Source organism: Streptomyces anatolicus (genome assembly GCF_019400875.1).
GTDB lineage: Bacteria > Actinomycetota > Actinomycetes > Streptomycetales > Streptomycetaceae > Streptomyces > Streptomyces anatolicus.
Map to the genome: position 1 here is coordinate 1 of NZ_WMBF01000078.1, position 20,039 is coordinate 20,039.

Below are 20,039 nucleotides of genomic sequence, written 5' to 3' on the forward strand. Positions count from 1 at the left end.
GCCCCGAACCCCGACGCCGAGATGACCCAGGTGGTCCGACCGTGAACAAGCCCCTGCGCCGGATCGCGATCTTCTGCGGGCTGCTCGTTTTCGCCCTGCTCGCCCGGGACAACTGGCTCCAGTACGTCCAGGCCGACACCCTGGCCAAGCACGAGAAGAACCGCCGCGTCACCATCGAGCGCTACTCCCAGCCGCGCGGCGACATCATCGTCGACGGCAAGCCCATCACCGGCTCGAAGGCCACCCCGGGCAGCGACCTGAAGTACAAGCGCACCTGGAAGAACGGGCCCATGTGGGCCCCCATCACCGGCTACTCCTCGCAGCGCATCGGCGCCACCCAGCTGGAGAGCATCGACGACGGCATCCTCACCGGCAACGACGACCGGCTCTTCTTCCGCCGCACCCTCGACATGCTGACCGGCGAGAAGAAGGAGGGCGGCAATGTCGTCACGACGCTCGACTCCGCCGCGCAGAAGGCCGCGTACGACGGCCTGAAGAGCAAGGGCAAGGGCGCCGTCGCCGCGATCGACCCGTCCACGGGCGCGATCCTGGCGCTGGCCTCCACCCCTTCGTACGACCCCGGCGACTTCGCGGGCAACACCAACGAGGAAGCCGAGAAGTTCCTCGAACTCGACAAGGACAAGGAGAACAGGCCGCTGGTCAACCGCGCCCTGCGCGAGACCTATCCGCCCGGCTCCACCTTCAAGGTGGTCACGGCGGCGGCCGCCCTCGAGCACGGCCTGTACGACGGCATCGACGAGAAGACCGAGTCGCCGCTGCCGTGGACCATGCCGGACACCCGGACCCCGCTGAAGAACGAGGGGAACATCCCCTGCAAGAACGCCACGCTGCGTGAGGCGCTGCGGGTCTCCTGCAACACCGTCTTCGGCAAGATCGGCTCCGATCTCGGCAAGGACAAGATGCTGGAGACAGCGAAGGAGTTCGGGTTCAACGAACAGCAGTTCGTGCCCGTCCGCTCGAACGCCTCGCACTTCCCCGAGGAGATGGACAAGCCGCAGACCGCGCTCTCCTCCATCGGCCAGTTCGAGACCGCCGCGACACCGCTCCAGATGGCCATGGTCGCCTCCGCGATCGCCAACGACGGCACGCTCATGGAGCCGTACATGGTCAGCGAGTTGCAGGCGCGGAACCTCGACGTCATCGAGAAGCACTCGCCCAAGGAGATGAGCGAGCCGCTGTCGAAGGAGAACGCCCAGAAGCTCCAGGAAATGATGGAGACGGTCGTCGAGGAAGGCACCGGAACCAACGCCCAGATCCCCGGCGTCACCGTCGGAGGCAAGACGGGTACGGCCCAGCACGGCGTGGCGAACAGCAAGAACCCCTACGCCTGGTTCATCTCGTACGCCAAGACGGACTCCGGGTCGCCGGTCGCCGTCGCCGTGGTCGTCGAGGACAGCGACGCCGACCGCGGTGACATCTCTGGTGGCGGACTCGCCGCGCCCATCGCCAAGTCCGTGATGGAAGCGGTCATCAAGAGCAAGAAGTGACGCCCGTCACGGCCACTCGACATCGGTGCACGTTGCGGTACCGGTCCGGTATCGGCTGACGGTCACGTCCGGGTCACGCAAGTCGAGCCGGGTACCGTATGCCCGGACAGCACACCGCCGGACCACACAAAGGTGCGGTCGGGACCGACGGAGAGGGCTGGATTAGCTATGGAAGAGCCGCGTCGCCTCGGCGGCCGGTACGAGCTGGGCCAGGTGCTCGGCCGTGGTGGGATGGCGGAGGTCTACCTCGCGCACGACACCCGCCTCGGACGCACCGTGGCGGTGAAGACGCTGCGGGTCGACCTCGCCCGCGATCCGTCGTTCCAGGCCCGGTTCCGCCGTGAGGCCCAGTCTGCCGCCTCGCTCAACCACCCGGCGATCGTCGCGGTCTACGACACCGGCGAGGACTACGTCGACGGTGTCTCCATCCCGTACATCGTGATGGAGTACGTCGACGGCTCCACGCTGCGCGAGCTTCTTCACTCCGGCCGCAAGCTGCTGCCGGAGCGGGCCATGGAGATGACGATCGGCATCCTCCAGGCCCTGGAGTACTCCCACCGGAACGGCATCGTCCACCGCGACATCAAGCCCGCGAACGTCATGCTGACGCGCAACGGCCAGGTCAAGGTCATGGACTTCGGTATCGCCCGCGCCATGGGCGACTCCGGCATGACGATGACGCAGACCGCGGCGGTCATCGGCACGGCCCAGTACCTCTCCCCGGAGCAGGCCAAGGGTGAGCAGGTCGACGCCCGCTCCGACCTGTACTCGACCGGCTGTCTGCTCTACGAACTGCTCACCGTCCGGCCGCCGTTCGTCGGCGACTCCCCGGTGGCGGTCGCCTACCAGCACGTACGCGAGGAGCCGCAGGCCCCCAGCGTCTTCGACGGAGAGATCACTCCGGAGATGGACGCCATCGTCCTGAAAGCCCTCACCAAGGACCCGGACTACCGCTACCAGTCGGCCGACGAGATGCGCGCCGACATCGAGGCGTGCCTGGACGGCCAGCCCGTCGCGGCCACCGCCGCGATGGGCGCGGTGGGCTACGGCGGCCACCCGAACGACCAGCAGACGGCGATGCTGCGCCCGCAGAACGGCGGCGGCCACACGTCGATGATGCCGCCGGTCGACGCCGACGGCGGGGGCTACGGCCACGACGAGGGCGGGCACGGGCGGCGCCAGAAGAAGAACAACACCTCGACGTGGCTGCTGATCCTGGCGGGCGTGCTGGTCCTGGTGGGGGCGATCCTCATCGGGAAGTACGCGTTCAGCGGGAACGGCGCCGACGACTCGTTGAAGGCGCCGAACCTCATCGGCGAGACCGAGGCCGAGGCCAAGGAGTCGGCCACGAACGTCGGTCTCAAGTTCGCCGTCGGTGACCGCAAGGCGTGCGCGAAGTACCCCAAGGGCGAGGTCTGCGACCAGAGCCCCGGGGTCGACGCCGACGTCAAGAAGGGCGACACCGTCACGGTGACGGTGTCGACGGGCTCGCCGAAGATCCTCGTCCCGGACGTGCAGGGGCTGAGCTTCGAAGAGGCCAAGAGCCAGCTCAAGGCCAAGGGGTTCACCTCCATCGAGCGGGAGAACGAGGAGTCCGACCGGACTCCCGGCAAGGTCATCGACCAGGACCCGCCGGGCGACAGCAAGATCGAGAAGAGCGAGACCATCACGCTCACGGTCGCCAAGGAGAAGAAGCAGAGCGCGGTCCCGGATGTGACCGGCCAGTCCTACGAGGCGGCCGCGAAGCAGATCACGGACAGCGGCTTCACCCCCCAGCGGTCGGATGTCGCCAGTGACGAGGTCGACGAGGGCAAGGTCATCAAGACCACGCCGTCGGCCGGCACCCTCGCCGACCCCGGCTCCACCGTCACCGTCCAGGTCGCGAAGGCGCCCGAGGAGACCACCGTCCCGACGGTGGTCGGCCAGAAGCTGAAGGACGCCCGCAAGGCCATCGAGGACGCCGGCCTGTCGGTCGGCACCATCACGGGCCCGCAGGACGACGACGCCTTCGTGGTCCTTTCCTCGCCCGACGCGGGCCAGAAGGCGAAGCCCGGCACGGCGGTCAACCTGACCACCGCGGGCGGTGGCGGCGGCGACAACGGCGGCAATGGGAACGGCGGCGGCAACGGCAACGGCGGAATCGGCGGCGGAGACGACGGCGGCGGCTTCATCGGCGGCCTCTCGCAGCGCGACTCCCGCCAGGACTGGCACCCCGAGGGGGACTGACCCGTCAGACGCCTGACAGTCGGTGCGTGACAGAGCCCCGGTACCCGAGCGGTACCGGGGCTCTGTCGTGCGCGACGGATCAGCGGGTCACTTCAGCTCCGCCGGAGGCGTCCTGTCGTGGTCGACCTTCTCGATCCGCTCCAGCTCGCCCCACACGACGTAGCGGTAGTTGGAGGTGAAGACCGGCGTGCAGGTCGTCAGCGTGATGTAGCGGCCGGCCTTCTTCACGCCCGACTCCTTGGGGATGGGGTCGAGGACCTTCACGTTGTACTTCGAGGTCGACGGCAGCGTCGCGTACACCTTGTAGATGTACCACTTGTCCCGCGACTCGTAGACGATCGCGTCGCCCTTCTTGATCTTGTCGATCTTGTGGAACCTCGCGCCGTGCCCGTCACGGTGCGCGGCGAGCGCGAAGTTGCCCTTCTTGTCCTCGGGCATGGCGGACTTGACCGGCTTCTTGTAGTAGCCGGCGACACCGTCGTTGAGGAGCTTGCTGTCGGTGCCCGGCTTGACCAGGATCTCGCCGCCGCCCATCGCGGGGACGTGCAGGAAGCCGATGCCGCCCCTGGTGTCCACGCTGCCCGGGCCGCCCGCCCAGCGGTCGCGCATCCTGTCGCTCTGCTTGTGCGCCTCGCGGTCGGCGACGACGTTCGTCCACCACAGGGAGTAGACGACGAAGAGGCCGAGGACGAGGCCAGCGGTGATCAGGAGTTCACCGAAGACGCTGACCGCCGTGGCGAGGGCGCCGCGGCCCCGGCGTCGTGGTGCGGGCGCCGGAGCGGGCGCCTCGGCCTCCTGCTTCTCGTCGTCTTCGGTCGTGGCTGCCACTGGTTCTGCCCCGTTCTCACACTTCTAGTTGACGAGCGCGCTCGGCTTGCCCTTGCTGCGCGGCCGTTCCTCGGCCATCTTGCCCCAGACGATCATTCGGTACTTGCTCGTGAACTCCGGGGTACAGGTGGTCAGTGTGAGGTAGCGGCCGGGTTTCGTGAAGCCGCTGCCCCGCGGGACCGGGTCGAGCACGCGGGTGTTGCCGGGGTCCGTCTGCGGCAGGATGCTCGCCATCTTGTAGACGAAGTACTTGTCCCGCGTCTCGACGACGATGGGGTCGCCCGGCTCCAGGCGGTTGATGTAGCGGAAGGGTTCGCCGTGGGTGTTGCGGTGGCCCGCCACCGCGAAGTTGCCCTTCTTGGCGTCGGGCATCGCGGTCTTGGTGGCGCCTTCGTTGTAGTGGCCGGCCATGCCGCGGTCGAGGACCTGCTGCTTGTCGATGCCCTCGGCGACCGGCACGACGACGTCCAGCTTGGGGATGTGCAGCAGCGCGAAGCCCTGGCCCGGCTCGAACGCGCCCGGCTTGCCCTTGCCGCTCGCCCAGTCCTCCTGGAGGTCGTGGGCGGCGCCGTCGGCCTGCTGCTGGGCCCGGATGTTCGTCCACCACAGCTGGTAGGTGACGAACAGCAGCATCAGCACGCCCACGGTGATGAAGACCTCGCCGAGCCCCCGGCTGATCACCGCGCCGGGCGAGGGCCTGCGAGCGCGCTCGGCCCGGCGGGCCTCGACGCGGGAGAGCGGGGCGGCGCCCGGCCGGGGAGCCGTGCCCGGCCGGGGGGCAGCGGCGGGCCTGCCGCCCTTCTTGGCCGCCTTGCGACGGGCGGCCCTGCCCTCGGTGGCGACCGTGCCCTCGGCGGCGGCCATGCCCTCGGTGGGGCGAGCGGGCTCCGGCTCGATCGCGCGGCGGGTGTCCGCTGTGCGCAGGCCGACCGTCTCGTCGTCGGCTATCGGCTCGGGGGCGTAGGCGCCGTAGAGCTGCTCATACGTGGGTTCAGCGGAGCCATGCGCCGGTTGCGGGGCCGCGTACCAGTCGCCGGAGTACGGCTGCGGCTCCGGCTCTGGTTCCGGCTCCGGCTCCACCGACGCGCTGCGGAACCAGGGGGAGGGATGCTGCCCCGGCAGCGGATCCGCACCCGCGCCCGGCTCCCCCGCGTCCGACGCGGCCGTCACGCCGTGGCCCTGCCCACCACCGGGGCGAGCCCACTCGATCGGCCGATGGCCCCGCTGTCGCCGCACTCCGCCAGCCAGTTGGCGAGCATGAGATGACCGTGCTCGGTCAGTACGGACTCCGGGTGGAACTGCACGCCCTCGACCGCCAGTTCGCGGTGGCGCAGACCCATGATGATGCCGTCCTCCGTGCGCGCCGTGACCTCAAGCTCCGCCGGGACCGTGGTCGGCTCGGCGGCCAGCGAGTGGTAGCGGGTCGCGGTGAACGGCGAGGGCAGCCCCGCGAAGACGCCCTTGCCCTCGTGGCGTACGAGCGAGGTCTTGCCGTGCAGCAGCTCCGGGGCGCGGTCGACCACACCGCCGTACGCCACCGCCATCGACTGCATGCCGAGACAGACGCCGAAGACGGGCACGCCGGTCGTCGCGCAGTGCCGCACCATCTCGACGCAGACACCCGCCTGCTCGGGGGTGCCGGGACCCGGCGAGAGCAGGACGCCGTCGAAGCCGTCCTGCGCGTGCCGCAGCTCGACCTCGTCGTTGCGCAGCACCTCGCACTCGGCGCCCAGCTGGTACAGGTACTGGACGAGGTTGAAGACGAAGCTGTCGTAGTTGTCCACGACCAGGACGCGAGTGCGGCGGTCGCCGCCGGGGGTGCTCACTGGCCGTCCACGGTGACGTCGTTGAAGGGCAGCAGCGGCTCGGCCCAGGGGAAGACGTACTGGAACAGCAGATAGACCATCGCGAAGACGAGCACCAGGGAAATCAGCGCCCTCACCCATACATTTCCCGGCAGATGCCGCCAGATCCAGCCGTACATGCCGTCCCTTCCGTCGCGTACGGCAACAGGCCTCTCTCGCCGTACGGCAACAGACTAACGGCGCAGTGCCTTTGGTTTCCCGGCCTCCACGGGCTGGGTGGCATCCAGATGCGCCCAGACGATCAGCCGGTGGCTGTGGCCCCACTCCGGTTCGCAGGTCGTGAGGGTGAGGTAGCGGCCCGGGCCGTCGTAGCCGGAGCGGCGCGGGACGGGATCGATGACGCCGATATCGCCGGGGAGGGTCTTGTACGGCTCGTTGTCGACGCGGTACGTGAACCACGTGGTGCCGTCGGTGAGGACGACGGCGTCGTTCGGCCGCAGGCTCGGGAAGTCCTTGAAGGGGTCGCCGTAGGTGCGGCGGTGCCCGGCCACGGAGAAGTTGCCCTTCTGTCCCAGCCGCGCGGTGGAGGCGTAGTGGCCGAGGCCCTTCTTCAGTACGTCGGTGCCGGTGCCGTGGAGCACGGGCTTGTTCCACGTGAAACCGAACCGCGGGATGTACATCACGGCGAAGGCCTCGCCGTCCTTGTAGGGGCCGGGCTTCCTCGAGGAGGCGTCGAGGGCGTCCTCGCCGCCGCCCGACCCCGTGGAGACCGAGTCCCGCGCCCACCGGTCCTGAAGCTCGCCGATCTGGTCGTCCATGGCGCGGTCGGCCCGCACACCCGTCCAGAACAGGACGTAGACCACGAAGAGCACGATCAGCGCGCCTACGGTGACGCACAGTTCGCTGAACGTCCGGACGAGCACACGCACGGACACAGGGCGGCCCCTCCCCGAGGCTGGCTCCGTCTCACTCCACGGGCTTCGCGTAGTGGAGATCCACTGTGCCCGAGTAGCCGGGAAGAGTCACCGCCTCGTCGTCGTCCACTTTCCAGCCGAGACCGTACGCGTTGACGTACAGCATGTAGTTCTGGATCTCGGGGGACGCGGCGAGGGCGTTCTTGAGCTTGTCGGGGTCGCCGACGGCGGTCACCTTGTAGGGCGGGGAGTAGACGCGGCCCTGGAGGATCAGGGTGTTGCCGACGCAGCGCACGGCACTCGTGGAGATCAGCCGCTGGTCCATGACCTTGATGCCCTTGGCGCCGCCCTGCCACAGGGCGTTGACCACGGCCTGGAGGTCCTGCTGGTGGATGACCAGGTCGTTCGGCTGGGGCTCGGGGTAGCCGGGGAGCTTGGCGGTGGCGTCGGGCGGGGCGTCCGCGAGGGTGACCGTGACGGCCTCGCCGCTCAGCTCCTTGGTGCCCGCGTTCTCCTCCAGGGCCTTGAGCCGGGCGTCGTCGGCCTTGGTGCCGCCGTTGTCGCGCTGGGCGAGCGATTCGACGTCGTCGCGCAGGGAGCCGTTGGACTCGTCGAGCGCGCCGTTCTTGTGGCTGCGCTCCTGAATCAGGTCGGAGAGTTTCAGAAGAGACGCGTCCGTACGGATGTTGGTGCCCTTGGCCGTGTTGAAACTGGTGAAGAAAATCAGGCCGGCGAGCGCGAAAACGGCGCCCGTAAGCACCCGAACCGGACGCCATCGGATGCGACGACCGGCACCTTTGGGGGAGTCGGCAGAATTGCTCAACGTACCCTTATCTCCTTCAGCGCCGCGGAAGCACTACGCTAACGGACGCCCGGGGGAGGCCTCAGCTCCCCGTGGTGTCCCGCCCGGCGCCAGCCCACAGTCACCTGCGCGGCCACGCAGCGCATCGACAGGAGAGACCCTCGTGCCGAAGTCACGTATCCGCAAGAAGGCAGCAGACGATTTCACGCCGCCGCCCGCCAAGAAGGCGACGGCCATCAAGCTGACCAACCGCAGCTGGGTGGCTCCCGTGATGCTGGCGCTGTTCCTCATCGGACTCGCCTGGATCGTCGTTTTCTACGTCACGGACGGCAATCTGCCGATCGACCCGCTCGGCAACTGGAACATCGTGGTCGGCTTCGGCTTCATCGCGGCGGGATTCGGCGTCTCCACGCAGTGGAAGTAGTCCGCTCCGCCCAGGGGAAGTAGTCACCTCCACAGAGCGCGGGTAGACCCCTCCGCGCAAGCCTTGCCCTGAGTTATCCACAGCGCTATCCACACGAGTGGAAAAGGTCTGAAGATCTGTGGATAACTCTCCGCCGGTTGACGCCGGTGTGACCGGCGCACCGGTGCGCCGGTGCCGCTCGCCCCTTGTCCTTCCTGGGGAAACCCAGGTCAGCGACAAGGGGCACGGTTGTTCCCCACCGCATGCACAGGGTCGAACACACGCTGTGGACAACGGGGGCTCAGGTCAGCTGACCTGTCCTGACGAGCACCATCACCACGGCCGCGACGAGCACCAGCGCACAGCTGCCGTACTGGATGAGGCTCCGCCGCTCGCGGGGCGCGTGCACCATGGCGTAGCCGACGATGAGGCCGCCGACGAGACCGCCGACGTGCGCCTGCCAGGCGATGCTGGGCCAGAAGGCGGTGATGAGCAGGTTGATCGCCAGCAGGGCGAGCACCGGCCGCATGTCGTACTTCAGGCGCCGCATCAGGATGGCGGTGGCGCCGAACAGACCGAAGATGGCGCCGGACGCGCCGAGCGAGGGCTGGTTCGGCTCCGCCAGCAGGTACGTCAGCGCGCTGCCCGCGAGGCCCGACGCCATATAGAGGGCGAGGTAGCGGACCCGGCCGAGCGCCGCTTCGAGCGGGCCGCCGATCCACCACAGGCTCAGCATGTTGAAGGCGATGTGCATGACGCCGCCGTGCAGGAACATCGCCGTGACCAGGCGGTACCACTGGCCCTCGGCGACCCCCTCGACCGAGCCGAATTCCGGTACGAAGGCCCGCCCGAGCATGTCGTACTGATCGGTGAAGCGGTCCCCGACCGCCATCTGCACGAGGAACAGGGCGAGGTTCAGCCCCACGAGGACCTTGGTGATCAGACGCGGGTCCTCGGTGACCGTGCCGCCCGCGACCGTGCGCGGCTGGTTGGCCGCCGGGGCGTGACCGGTCCCCGAGCCGCCGCGCACACACTCCGGGCACTGGAAGCCGACCGAGGCGCTGATCATGCACTCGGGGCAGATGGGCCGTTCGCAGCGCGTGCAGGTGATGCCGGTCTCGCGGTCCGGGTGGCGGTAGCAGACGGGCAGGCCCGATGCCCCTCGCGGCTCCGGCGGGCTGCCTGGCACCTGCTCCATGGGGTCCCCTCAATCTCCGTACGAAGTCACTGCGACGGCACGACACGGCAACGCGCCGCCCCGCCCTTCCTTACGGATGGGCGGGGCGGTTCGGTTCCCTCGCGATACGCGCGGGCGCGCGGCCGATCAGGCGTCGCGGGTCTCGATGACCACGGACTCGATGACCACGTCGTTCACCGGGCGGTCGGTGCGCGGGTTGGTCTGGGCGGCCGCGATGGTGTCCACGACCTTCTTGCTGGCGTCGTCGGCGACCTCGCCGAAGATCGTGTGCTTGCCGGTCAGCCACGCGGTCGGCGACACGGTCACGAAGAACTGCGAGCCGTTCGTGCCCGGACCGGCGTTGGCCATCGCCAGCAGGTAGGGCTTGGTGAAGGCGAGGTCCGGGTGGAACTCGTCCGCGAACTCGTAACCCGGGCCACCGGTGCCGTTGCCCAGCGGGTCGCCGCCCTGGATCATGAAGCCCTCGATGACGCGGTGGAAGACCGTGCCGTCGTACAGGCGGTCCGTGGTCTTCTTGCCGGTCTCGGGGTTGACCCACTCGCGCTCGCCCTGGGCGAGCTCGACAAAGTTCTTCACCGTCTTGGGCGCGTGGTTCGGCAGGAGCCGGATCACGATGTCGCCCTGGTTGGTCTTCAGGGTGGCGTAAAGCTGCTCAGCCACGATCTGCCTTCCGTTGTCTTCTGTGACACCCCGATCCTCGCACGGACCGGATTGCGACGAGTAGCGACCGAGTGGGGGCGCGTCGGGGGGATCCGTGGCATGGTCGGCGGAGAGGTCTTGTCGCACCGTTCAGCCGGAGTCCCCGCGCCCTTGACCCGGATGCCCACCCTCTCGTGCCTGAGTGCCATTCAGAAGGCATGATCTTTCAAAGGGTGGAAAGGTGACATACGTATACGCCACCGAGGAGGAGGATCACGTGACCCGCATCGACAGCGTGCGCGCCGCGACCGGCTCGGCCAAGGACAGCGTGCGGCACGCCGCGGACGCGGTGGCGCCATACGCCGACACGGCCAAGGACCGAGCCGCGCATTACGCCCAGGAGGCGCGAGCGCGGCTGGCACCCAAGGTGTCACAGGCGGCCGAACAGGCCCGTGTCCAGTACGGCGCCCATGTCGCCCCCCGCGTCGAGCAGGCGCGTACGCATGTGCCGCCGAAGGTCGACCACGCGGCGCACGAGGCGGCCATCCGCACCCGCAAGGCCGCCCGCCAGGCGGCCGACTATTCAAAGCCCCGCATCGAGAGCGCGGTGGCCGCCGCCCAGCCCGTCCGCGAGGAGGCCGCTGCCCGCAGCACCGCCGCCCTCGCCGCGCTCCGCGGTCAGGTCTCTCCGAAGGAGATCCAGCGCCTGATCCGCAAGCACGAGCGCCGGGCCAGGAACGGACGCATCGCCAAGAGGCTCGCCGTCGTCGGCATCCTCGCCGGTGGCGCCTTCGCCGCCTGGAAGTGGTGGGACAAGCAGGCCAACCCCGACTGGCTCGTCGAGCCGCCCGCGGCCACCGAGGTCCCGGACACCACGCCGCTGACCTCGGTCGACGGCAGTGACCAGGCGGCCCTCGACCCCGAGGTCCAGGCCAAGCAGGCCGAGGCCGAGGCGGAGGCGGCGGACCGGGACAAGCGGAGCTGACGCACGCCACGCAGATCGAGGGGTGGGAGGCCGACTGGCCTCCCACCCCTCGATGTTTCACGTGAAACAGCGCCACGCTTCCCCTGCGCTCATCGCGCCGGTCTCCGTCAGCCCCACGCGCCCGCGATCTGGCGGGTCGTGGCGTTGAGCCGGTTGAACAGGTTGGTGACGCCGATCATCAGGACGAGCGCGGCCAGCTGCTTCTCATCGAAGTAGGTGGCGGCCGTGTCCCAGACCTCGTCGTTCACCGGGTCGGGACGGTCGGCGAGCCGCGTCGCGGCCTCGGCCAGGGCGAGAGCCGCCCTTTCCTCCTCGGTGAAGTACGGGGCCTCGCGCCAGGCGGCGACCGTGGCAAGCCGCTCGTCGCTCACTCCGGCCCTACGCGCGGTCTTGGCACCGCCGTCGACGCAGGAGCTGCAACCGTTGATCTGGCTGACCCGCAGATGCACCAGCTCCAGCGTCTGACCGTCGATGCCCCCTGCCTGCGCGGCCTTGAGGAGCTGCTGGATGGGCTGCATCGCGTCGGAGAGGACGACGGCGGGGTTCTTCATACGGGGCTGCATCTGGGGCGTACGGGGCTGCATCTGGGTTTCTCCTCGTTCCCTTGGGGTGTGGCTCCGGTGTGACTCCATGACAGCCGCCCCAGCCGGTCCGGACCACGGCGCTGGGACACCGTGGGACAGCTGAACAGGCCTTGACCAGCGGCGACTTGGCTCGGGAGACTTCGGCCGGGGCGGGACGGGGACGCAGGGCACGGGGAGCCGACACGACGGGGGAACGATGGACGCGTACGAGCACACGGCGAAGGGTGACCCTCAGCAGGAGTTGGCCGCCCGGCTGCGCCTGCTCCAAGAGCTTTCCGGCCTCGGCGTCCGGGCCCTCGCCAGGGACACCGGCCTCAGCTCCTCCTCACTCTCGCGCTACCTCAACGGGCAGACCGCCCCGCCCTGGCCCGCGGTGGTCGCCCTCTGCCGCCTCGTCAAACGCGACCCGCGCCCGCTGCGCCCCTTGTGGGAACGGACCTCGACCCCATTGCCCGCGCCCCCGAAGAGCACCCGCCAGTTCCGGCCGCTGCCCCGCAACGACCTGCCGCGTGACGTGCCGGACTTCACCGGGCGCAAGGAGCTGCTCGCCGCCGTGTTCGCCGCCCTCGGCAGTCACCGGGCGGTCTCCGTCGACGGCATGGCGGGCATTGGCAAGACCGCGCTGGCGGTGCACGCCGCCCACCGGCTCGCCGCCGACTTCCCGGACGCCCAGCTCTATGTGGACCTGCACGGCTTCACCGCGGGCCGGCCGCCGCTCGACCCCGACTCCGCGCTGCGGATGCTGCTCTCCGCGCTCGACGTCCCCTCCGAGCGGGTCCCGCAGGCGGGCATCGAACAGCTGGCGGCCTGCTGGCGGTCGGAGCTGGCCCGTCGCCGGGTCGTCGTGGTCCTAGACAACGCCGCCGACGCCGAGCAGGTCCGCCCGCTGCTGCCCGGCGCGGGCCCCTCGGTCGCCCTGATCACCAGCCGCAACCGGCTCCTGGAGCTGGACGAGGTGCCCCCGGTCTCGCTCGACGTGCTGAGTCCGCGGGAGAGCGCGGAGCTGCTGGCCCGTGCCAGCGGCGACACCGGCGGCGCCGACAGCAGGCTGGCCCGCGACCCGGAGTCCGCCGCCGAGGTGCTGCGCCTGTGCGGACACCTGCCGCTCGCCCTGCGGCTGGCGGCGGCACGGCTGCGGCACCGGCCGGGCTGGACCGTGGGCATCCTCGTCGAACGGCTGGCGGAGGGCGCGGACGAGTTCGACACGGCGTTCGCCATGTCGGTCCGCCAGCTGAACCGCACGCAGGCCCGCCTGTTCCGGATGCTGGGCCTGCTGCCCGGGGCGACCTTCGACGAGTACGTGGTGGCGGCGCTTGCCGACGTGCCGCTGCGCAGCGCCCGCACGATGCTGGAGGACCTGCTCGACGCGCACCTGGTCCAGCAGCCCGCGGTGGACCAGTACCGGCTGCACGACCTCGTGCACCAGCACGCGCGCCGGGCGGCGGCGGAGCAGGACCCGGCGGCGGAGCGGGAGCGGGCGCTCGGCCGGGTGCTCGACTACTACGTGCACGCGGCGGCCGCCGCCGACGCCGCGATGCCGTTCCCGTCGTCCGGCCGACCGCCCGCCGCGGGCCGCCCGCCGGCCGAGCTGCCACGGTTCGCCGACCGGAACACGGCCTTCGCCTGGCTGGTCGCGGAGTACGGAAACCTGCTGGCCGCCTTCGAGACGGGGGCCGCCATCGGGGCCGATGCGCACGTATGCGAGCTGCCTCGCTTCCTGCGCGCGTACTTCGCCCGGCGCTGCGGCACGACCCATCTCAACGTCCTCTTTGAACGCTCCCTCGCCGCCGCCGAACGCCTGGGCGATCCACTCCAACTGGCGGAGGCCCACAGCGACCTGGGGTTCGCGCGCTACAACGCGGGCCGGGTGGCGGAGGCCGCCGACGCGTACGAGGCGGCCGGGCGCCAGTTGTCCCGGGCGGGCAACACACGGGCCGAAGCCGAACTCGCCCTGCGCCGCGGTTATCTGAGCTGGGACGCGGGACACGTGGAGGAACCGCTCGCCCTCTTCCGGCTCGCGGGGAAGCTGTACGAGAAGTCCGGCAGCCCGACGGGCGCGGCCCACGCGGCCGCGTCGGAGGCCTGGGCGATGCTGCAACTGGGCCAGGGCGAGGAGGCCGCGCACCGGGCCCGTGCCGTGCTCGACACCCCCCACACCGACCCGGCGTGGCCACCCGCCCTGACGGCGCGTCTCACCCTCGGCGTGGCCCTCGCCCCCGACGAGCCCGACGAGGCGGTGGAACACCTGCGCCGTGCCCTGGAGCTGGCCCGCGAGGACGGGCACCTGCACAACCAGGCCTGGTGCCTCAACTGCCGGGGCGTCGCGCTGCGTCGGATGGGCCGGTACGAGGAGGCACTCGCCAGCCACCGGGAGGCCTTCGCCCTGCTCGACGAGTTGTTCGAGGAGCACTGGAAGGTCCACTTCCTCCACGGCTACGCCGAGACCTGCCGCCTCGCGGGCCTCCCCGAAGAGGCCCTGCGCCTGCACCGCCAGACCCTGGAACTGGCCCCGCACCTCGGCAACCAGTACGCGGCGGCACTGGCCCACGAAGGCATCGCGACGATCCTCGCGGAAGCCGATGGTTCGCCAAGTTAATGCCATAGGCATATGACAAATCGCGCTTGCCCCCACTATGTGCCACCCTGATTGAGGCTCCAGCAGACGGGCCCCGGGTGGCTTTCCCACCCATGAACGCCCCGCTGTGGACCCCTCCCCGGTCGAAGGACGTTCATGAACGAGACCGATGTGCCCCCCACCCTCGAGGCCGACGTACTGATCATCGGCAGCGGACCCGTCGGGTGCACGTTCGCCCGCAAGCTGGTGGAGGCGGGCAAGAGCGTCCTGATGATCGACGCTGGGGCCCAGCTCTCCCGCCGCTACGGCGAACACCTCAAGAACAGCTATCTGTTCCAGAAGAACATCGACCTGTTCGTCTCCGTCATCAAGGGCAACCTGCTCCCCCTGTCGACCGCCACCAACAGGGAGCCGGTGCTTACGCTCGATCCGTCGGCGTTCTCGTACGACCCGGACAAGTACGCCGGTTTCTCCCTGCGCAACCAGAACCCGCAGCAGCGCAAGCACCTCAACCTGCCCGCGGCGGCCGCGACGTACGCGGTGGGCGGCATGGCCACGCACTGGACCTGCGCGGTGCCCCGCTTCCACCCCGAGGTCGAGCGGCGCCACGGCGGCCGGGGGTACCCCATCGACGAGAAGAAGATGGACAGGCTCTACGACGAGGCGGAGTCCCTGCTCGCCAGGAACACCTCCGTCTTCGCCTCCTCCGCACGTCACTTGCTGGTCAAGCGGGTGCTGCAGCGGGCCGGTGAGGAGTTCGCCGACGTGAGCGAGCTGCCCCTGGCGGTCAGCGACCGCGCCGACTCCGCGCGGACGTCGGCGGTGACCTGGTCGGCCGCCGACACCGTCCTCGGCGACCTGGCCGACCCCACCCACACGCCGCCCCGGGGCTCGTTCACCCTGCTCGCCGAACACCAGTGCGTCCGGCTGGAGATCGCCGGGGCGGGCAAGCACCAGAAGGTCCAGTACGCCGTGGTGCGCAATCTGCGCGACGTACGCGAGGAAGTGCGGCTGCGGGCGGGGACGTACGTGGTGGCGTGCGGTGTCATCCCGACGCCGCAGCTCCTGTTCAACTCCGGTGTCACGCTGCCCGCACTCGGCCGCTATCTGACCGAACAGCCCATGTCCTTCTGCCAGGTGGTGCTGCGGCAGGAGCACATGGACCGCGTCGAGGAGATCCTGCGCACCACCTCCGGCAGCGGCGACGATCCGGCCGACCGGACCGCCGACATGGAAGCCGACCGGACCGCCGACAGCGCCGCCGACCGGGTCGAGCACTACCGCGCCGCCCAGTTGAAGCGGCTGCACTCCGGCGACAAGTGCGCCGACCCCGTGCCCTTCCCGCCCGACGAGCGGGACCCGAACCTCGCCCTGCTGGTGACCGAGCGGCGCCCCTGGCACTGCCAGATCCACCGGGACGCCTTCACCTACGGCGCCGTACCGCCCAACGTGGACCCCCGGCTCATCGTCGATCTGCGCTGGTTCGGCATCTCCCGGCCCCGGCCGGAGAACAAGGTCACCTTCTCCCGCACCCTGCGCGACACCTTCGACATGCCGCAGCCCACCTTCCACTTCTGCCTCGACGAGGCCGAACGGAAGGAGACGGACCGCATGAAGGAGCACATGCTGCGCACCGCCTCCGCGCTGGGCGGCTTCATGCCCGGCTCCGAACCCGTCTTCCTCACCCCGGGCCTGCCGCTGCACATCGCGGGCACCACCCGCATGGGCACCAATCCGCTGGACAGCGTCGTCGACGAGTACTCCAAGGTGTGGAACATCGACAACCTCTACCTCGGCGGCAACGGTCTGCACCCCTTCGGCAACGCCTCCAACCCCACGCTCACCAGCGTCGCCACGGCGGTGCACGCGGCCGACACCATCGTCAAGGGCCACCCCGGGCACTGACCCCGGCCACCGGCTCCCGACCCCCTGGACCCCACCATGCCGGCACACTTCCCGCCGCCCCCGGACGGCATCCATATGGGCATCACCCCCACCTGCTGGACCAACGACGACTTCCCGCTCATCGGCAACGACATCCCGATGGAGCAGTGCCTCAGCGAGATCGCGCTCGCCGGGTTCGAGGGGTGCAGCATCGGCCACAACTTCACCACCGACGTCGACGCGCTGATCGCCGCGATGCATCTGCGCGGCCTGAGCGTGAGCGAGCCGTGGGTGAGCACGTACTTCACCGTGCCCGACGGCGCCGAGCGCGGCGCCCGTGAGCTGCTGAAGGTCCTGGAGTTCCTGAAGCGGTTCAACGCGGGCGATCCGCCGGTGCGGACGCGCACCATCGGCGTCGCCGAGTTCGGCAGGTCCGTCCACCTCCAGGCGCTCAGCCTGCGCAGCAACAAACCGGAGTTCACCGACGAGCAGTGGGACGACCTGTGCGACGGCCTGAACAGGATCGGCGAGATCACCGCGGGCCAGGGCTTCACGCTGGCGTACCACCCCCACATGGGCACCGGCGTCCAGACCGCGGAGGACGTCGACCGGCTCATGCGCCACACCGACCCGCGCCACGTCGGCCTCCTGCTGGACACCGGCCACCTCACCTGGGCGGGGGCCGATCCGGCGGAGATCATCGAACGGCACCGCGAGCGCATCGCCCACGTACACCTGAAGAACGTCCGCGACGGCGTCCACGCGGACCGCACCCTGGCCGACGGCAGTTTCCGCGAGTACGTCGAGTCGGGCATCTTCACCGTCCCCGGTGACCACGACGGCGGCGTCGACTTCGACGCCGTACTCAAGGTCCTGCGCCCGGGCGACTCCTACCGCGGCTGGCTGGTGGTCGAGGCCGAGCAGGACCCGCGGGGCGGACATCCCCCGCTGTACTACGCCCAGACCGCCCGCGCCTACCTGGCCGAGGCCCTTCGCTGACCCGATCCGAACGCACCCCCACCGGAAGGCACCCCCATGGGCGTCGCGAGCACCCCCCTGAACATCCGCGTCCCCCGGTTCACCCGCCAGGTCCTCCAGGACAACCTCATCGAGGGGTACTGGCTCGAAGCGCCGGACATCGACGGCGACACCCGGCCCGACCTGGTCGGACACGGCCTCTACCTCGGCGAGATCTACTGGTACCGCAACCCCGGCTGGGAACGGCAGCTGGTCGCCGACGGCTTCCACATGCCGATCGGCGCCCACTTCGGGGACATCACCGGCAACGGCTACCCGGACCTCGTGGTCTGTTACGAGCTGTACGGCGAGCGCGGCCGCATCGACGACCCCGACCCCGAGGGCGGGAAGATCGACTGGATCGAGAACACCGGGAAGTTCGACTCCGAGAGGCGCTGGAAGCGGCATTACATCGGCCGCGAGACGGCCATGCACCGGCTGCGCCTCGGCCACTTCACCCAGACCCGCAAGCCGGAACTGATGGCCCTGCCGACCGTGGGCGGACGGCACGTCCATGCCCTCGTGCCCGTGGTGCTGTTCACACCCGACAACGACGTCCGCCAGCCCTGGGACAAGCGCGTCCTCGACGACAGCCACTTCCGCATGATCCACGGAGTGGAGATCCAGCAGAACCCGCTGCCCGGCAGCGAGCACCTGGACTCGATCCTGCTCGCCTCCGAGGAGGGCGTGACCTGGCTCCACTACGACGAGCGCGAGCACCGGTTCACCACCACGCACATCGGCTCCGGCGAACACGAGCGGTTCGAGCAAACCGGGTTCAAGGGCAGCGGTGACGTGGGCGCCGGGCGGATCGGCGACGACCCGCACGCCTACGTCGTGGCCACGGAGCCCTTCCACGGCAACACCGTCGCGGCGTACGTCAAGGAACGCCCCGGCACCCCCGTGGCCGAGGCGACCTGGCGCCGGATCGTGCTCGACGTCTTCGGCGACCCCAACGAACTGGGCGAGGGACCGAGCCACCAGATCATCTGCGCGGACTTCGACAACGACGGCGACGACGAGTTCCTGGTGGCCCTGCGCGGCCCGTACCCCTGGCAGGGCGTCTTCTACTACAAGGCACTGGACATCGCCGCCGGTGTCTTCGCCAAGTGGCGGGTCTCCTCGGACAGCGCCGCGCGGATCGCCATCGGCGACTTCAACGGGGACGGGCGGCTCGATTTCGCCACCATCGCCTACAAGGTCGACAAATACTTCCTCGCCAAGGACGCCAAGCTCTGCCTGTTCCGCAACGACATCGAAGAGTGAGCGCCGCCCGCGATGCGCAGGGACAGAGCTATGCGCAGGGACAGAGTCATGCGCAAGGACCGAGCCATGCGCAGTGACAGGGCGTGGTGGCCCTGGGTGATCGGCGCGATCGGCGTCGTGGCGCTCGCCGCGGTGCTGGCCCTCGTGGTCGGCGCGGGCGCGCAGGCGGCCGCCACCTCGCTGAGCGTCCTGATCTCGGCCACCGCCGGCCTGCTCAGCTGGTCATGGCACCGGACGCGCCCCGCCGCGCCCGCCACCAGGGAAGAGCTGGAGCAGGCCGCGGAGGCGCTTGCCGCCATGGTGCGCCGCCAGTGGACGGAGGAGGCCGCCGCCCAAGGCCTGCTGGACCCCCACCCGTTGGCCGTGCGCTGGCACAGCGGGCAGACGGAGGCCGGGGACCACGCGCGGATGGTCGGCCGCACCCTGTCCGGCCGCAGCGACAACATGCAGGCCTTCGCCGAGGCCTTCCGCGCCCTGCCGCGCCGCCGCCTCGTCATCCTCGGTGAACCCGGCGCCGGCAAGACGGCCCTCGCGATCCTGCTCGTACGCGAACTCCTGCACGCCCCGGAACCCGGCGAGCCCGTCCCGGTCCTGCTGGACCTGGCCCCGTGGAACCCCCGCAAGGAGCCGCTGCTCGACTGGATGGCGCGCCGCATCCACGAGGACTACCCGGCGCTGCGCAACCACGAGACGTACGGTCGCGACGCGGCGCGCAAACTGGTCGCCGAGCGACGCGTCCTGCCCGTCCTGGACGGCCTCGACGAACTGCCCGCCCCCTTGCGCCCCCAGGCGCTCGCCGCCGTCAACCACGCCATCGCCGTGCACGGCCCGCTGATCCTCACCTCGCGCCAGTCCGAGTACCGCCAGGTGGTGGCGGACACCGACGTGATCACCGCGGCCGCCGTCGTCATCGCCACCCCGGTGGAAGCGGAGGACGTGGCCGACTTCCTGCGCAGCGCCGTCCCGCCCCGGCGCGGCGCCGCGTGGCAACCGGTGATCGACGAACTCACGCGCCACCCCGAAGGCGCCGTCGCCCGAGCCCTGTCGGTGCCGCTGAACATCTGGCTCGCCCGCACCGTCTACGCCTCACCGGCCGGCGACCCCGCCGAGATGACCCGCTACACCGACGCGCAGAGCCTCCAGCACCATCTGCTCGACGCGCTGGTCCCGGCGGTCTTCTCCGCCGAGCCGGCCGCCTCGGACCCGTCGGTCCCCGACGTACGCCGCACCGCAGCGGCCCGCTGGCATCCGGACGACGCCCGCACGGCGCTCGCCTTCCTCGCCTCGCACATCAAACGGCAGGGCACGGACGACATCGCCTGGTGGGAACTGCACCGCACCCTGCGACCGGATCCGACGGGTCCGCTCTCCGGGCCTGTGGCCGGGGCGGTCCTGGGGCTGGGGG

At 70.1% G+C, this 20,039-nt stretch carries 17 protein-coding genes; 9 read left to right on the top strand and 8 right to left on the bottom strand.

The genetic code is table 11. The features are described from left to right. The first annotated feature begins 41 nt into the window (after positions 1-41). Both GKQ77_RS10495 and pknB read left to right on the top strand, forming a co-directional pair. Complete coding sequence (locus GKQ77_RS10495) at positions 42-1,508, top strand: peptidoglycan D,D-transpeptidase FtsI family protein (protein ID WP_219688446.1); 1,467 nt, start codon at positions 42-44, stop codon at positions 1,506-1,508. A gap of 168 nt (positions 1,509-1,676) precedes the next feature. Further along, positions 1,677-3,734 (top strand): Stk1 family PASTA domain-containing Ser/Thr kinase, encoded by a 2,058-nt coding sequence (gene pknB / locus GKQ77_RS10500; protein ID WP_219688447.1) that lies wholly within the window; start codon positions 1,677-1,679, stop codon positions 3,732-3,734. An 87-nt stretch (positions 3,735-3,821) separates the two neighbouring features. Here the strand turns inward: pknB and GKQ77_RS10505 are convergent, their stop codons facing one another. From GKQ77_RS10505 to GKQ77_RS10525, 5 genes are all read right to left on the bottom strand, one after another. Continuing rightward, a complete protein-coding gene (locus GKQ77_RS10505; RefSeq protein ID WP_219688448.1) occupies positions 3,822-4,562 on the bottom strand; it encodes a class E sortase in 741 nt (246 codons plus the stop codon). Positions 4,563-4,586: 24 nt separating this feature from the next. Continuing rightward, positions 4,587-5,732 carry a class E sortase gene (locus tag GKQ77_RS10510; protein ID WP_308117615.1) on the bottom strand — a complete coding sequence of 382 codons (1,146 nt, stop codon included), beginning with the start codon at positions 5,730-5,732 and terminating at the stop codon, positions 4,587-4,589. Further along, positions 5,729-6,388 carry an aminodeoxychorismate/anthranilate synthase component II gene (locus tag GKQ77_RS10515; RefSeq protein WP_219688449.1) on the bottom strand — a complete coding sequence of 220 codons (660 nt, stop codon included), beginning with the start codon at positions 6,386-6,388 and terminating at the stop codon, positions 5,729-5,731. The genes GKQ77_RS10510 and GKQ77_RS10515 overlap by 4 nt, the downstream gene beginning before the upstream one ends. 212 nt (positions 6,389-6,600) lie before the next feature. After that, the gene (locus tag GKQ77_RS10520; protein ID WP_219688460.1) at positions 6,601-7,296 is read right to left on the bottom strand and encodes a class E sortase; all 696 of its coding nucleotides are present in this window, start codon (positions 7,294-7,296) and stop codon (positions 6,601-6,603) included. Between the two features lie 37 nt (positions 7,297-7,333). Next, a complete protein-coding gene (locus GKQ77_RS10525) occupies positions 7,334-8,104 on the bottom strand; it encodes a DUF881 domain-containing protein (protein WP_219688450.1) in 771 nt (256 codons plus the stop codon). 142 nt (positions 8,105-8,246) lie between these two features. On the opposite strand from GKQ77_RS10525, the gene crgA reads away from it, so the two are divergent. Next, the gene (gene crgA / locus GKQ77_RS10530) at positions 8,247-8,507 is read left to right on the top strand and encodes a cell division protein CrgA (protein WP_219688451.1); all 261 of its coding nucleotides are present in this window, start codon (positions 8,247-8,249) and stop codon (positions 8,505-8,507) included. Positions 8,508-8,787: 280 nt separating this feature from the next. Here the strand turns inward: crgA and GKQ77_RS10535 are convergent, their stop codons facing one another. Both GKQ77_RS10535 and GKQ77_RS10540 read right to left on the bottom strand, forming a co-directional pair. After that, positions 8,788-9,684, bottom strand: a complete 897-nt coding sequence (locus tag GKQ77_RS10535) for a rhomboid family intramembrane serine protease (RefSeq protein WP_219688452.1) — start codon at positions 9,682-9,684, stop codon at positions 8,788-8,790. Positions 9,685-9,810: 126 nt separating this feature from the next. Further along, positions 9,811-10,344: a peptidylprolyl isomerase gene (locus GKQ77_RS10540; protein ID WP_219688453.1), complete on the bottom strand. Its 534-nt coding sequence runs from the start codon at positions 10,342-10,344 to the stop codon at positions 9,811-9,813. A 256-nt stretch (positions 10,345-10,600) separates the two neighbouring features. Between GKQ77_RS10540 and GKQ77_RS10545 the strand changes: the two genes are divergently transcribed. After that, positions 10,601-11,308, top strand: coding sequence for a DUF5324 family protein (locus GKQ77_RS10545; RefSeq protein WP_219688461.1), 708 nt, complete (start codon positions 10,601-10,603; stop codon positions 11,306-11,308). Positions 11,309-11,415: 107 nt separating this feature from the next. Here GKQ77_RS10545 and GKQ77_RS10550 read toward each other — a convergent pair whose 3' ends face one another. Further along, positions 11,416-11,871, bottom strand: coding sequence for a carboxymuconolactone decarboxylase family protein (locus GKQ77_RS10550; RefSeq protein WP_219688462.1), 456 nt, complete (start codon positions 11,869-11,871; stop codon positions 11,416-11,418). A 217-nt stretch (positions 11,872-12,088) separates the two neighbouring features. Between GKQ77_RS10550 and GKQ77_RS10555 the strand changes: the two genes are divergently transcribed. From GKQ77_RS10555 to GKQ77_RS10575, 5 genes are all read left to right on the top strand, one after another. Next, complete coding sequence (locus tag GKQ77_RS10555; RefSeq protein ID WP_219688454.1) at positions 12,089-14,488, top strand: tetratricopeptide repeat protein; 2,400 nt, start codon at positions 12,089-12,091, stop codon at positions 14,486-14,488. Between the two features lie 135 nt (positions 14,489-14,623). Further along, positions 14,624-16,372 (top strand): pyranose oxidase, encoded by a 1,749-nt coding sequence (locus tag GKQ77_RS10560; protein ID WP_219688455.1) that lies wholly within the window; start codon positions 14,624-14,626, stop codon positions 16,370-16,372. A 36-nt stretch (positions 16,373-16,408) separates the two neighbouring features. Next, entirely contained in the window at positions 16,409-17,350 is a 942-nt protein-coding gene (gene iolE / locus GKQ77_RS10565; RefSeq protein WP_219688456.1) for a myo-inosose-2 dehydratase, read from the top strand. A 36-nt stretch (positions 17,351-17,386) separates the two neighbouring features. After that, a complete protein-coding gene (locus GKQ77_RS10570; RefSeq protein ID WP_219688457.1) occupies positions 17,387-18,634 on the top strand; it encodes an FG-GAP repeat domain-containing protein in 1,248 nt (415 codons plus the stop codon). Between the two features lie 66 nt (positions 18,635-18,700). Continuing rightward, the coding region (locus GKQ77_RS10575) for an NACHT domain-containing protein (RefSeq protein WP_219688458.1) at positions 18,701-20,039 on the top strand (1,339 nt) is incomplete at its 3' end.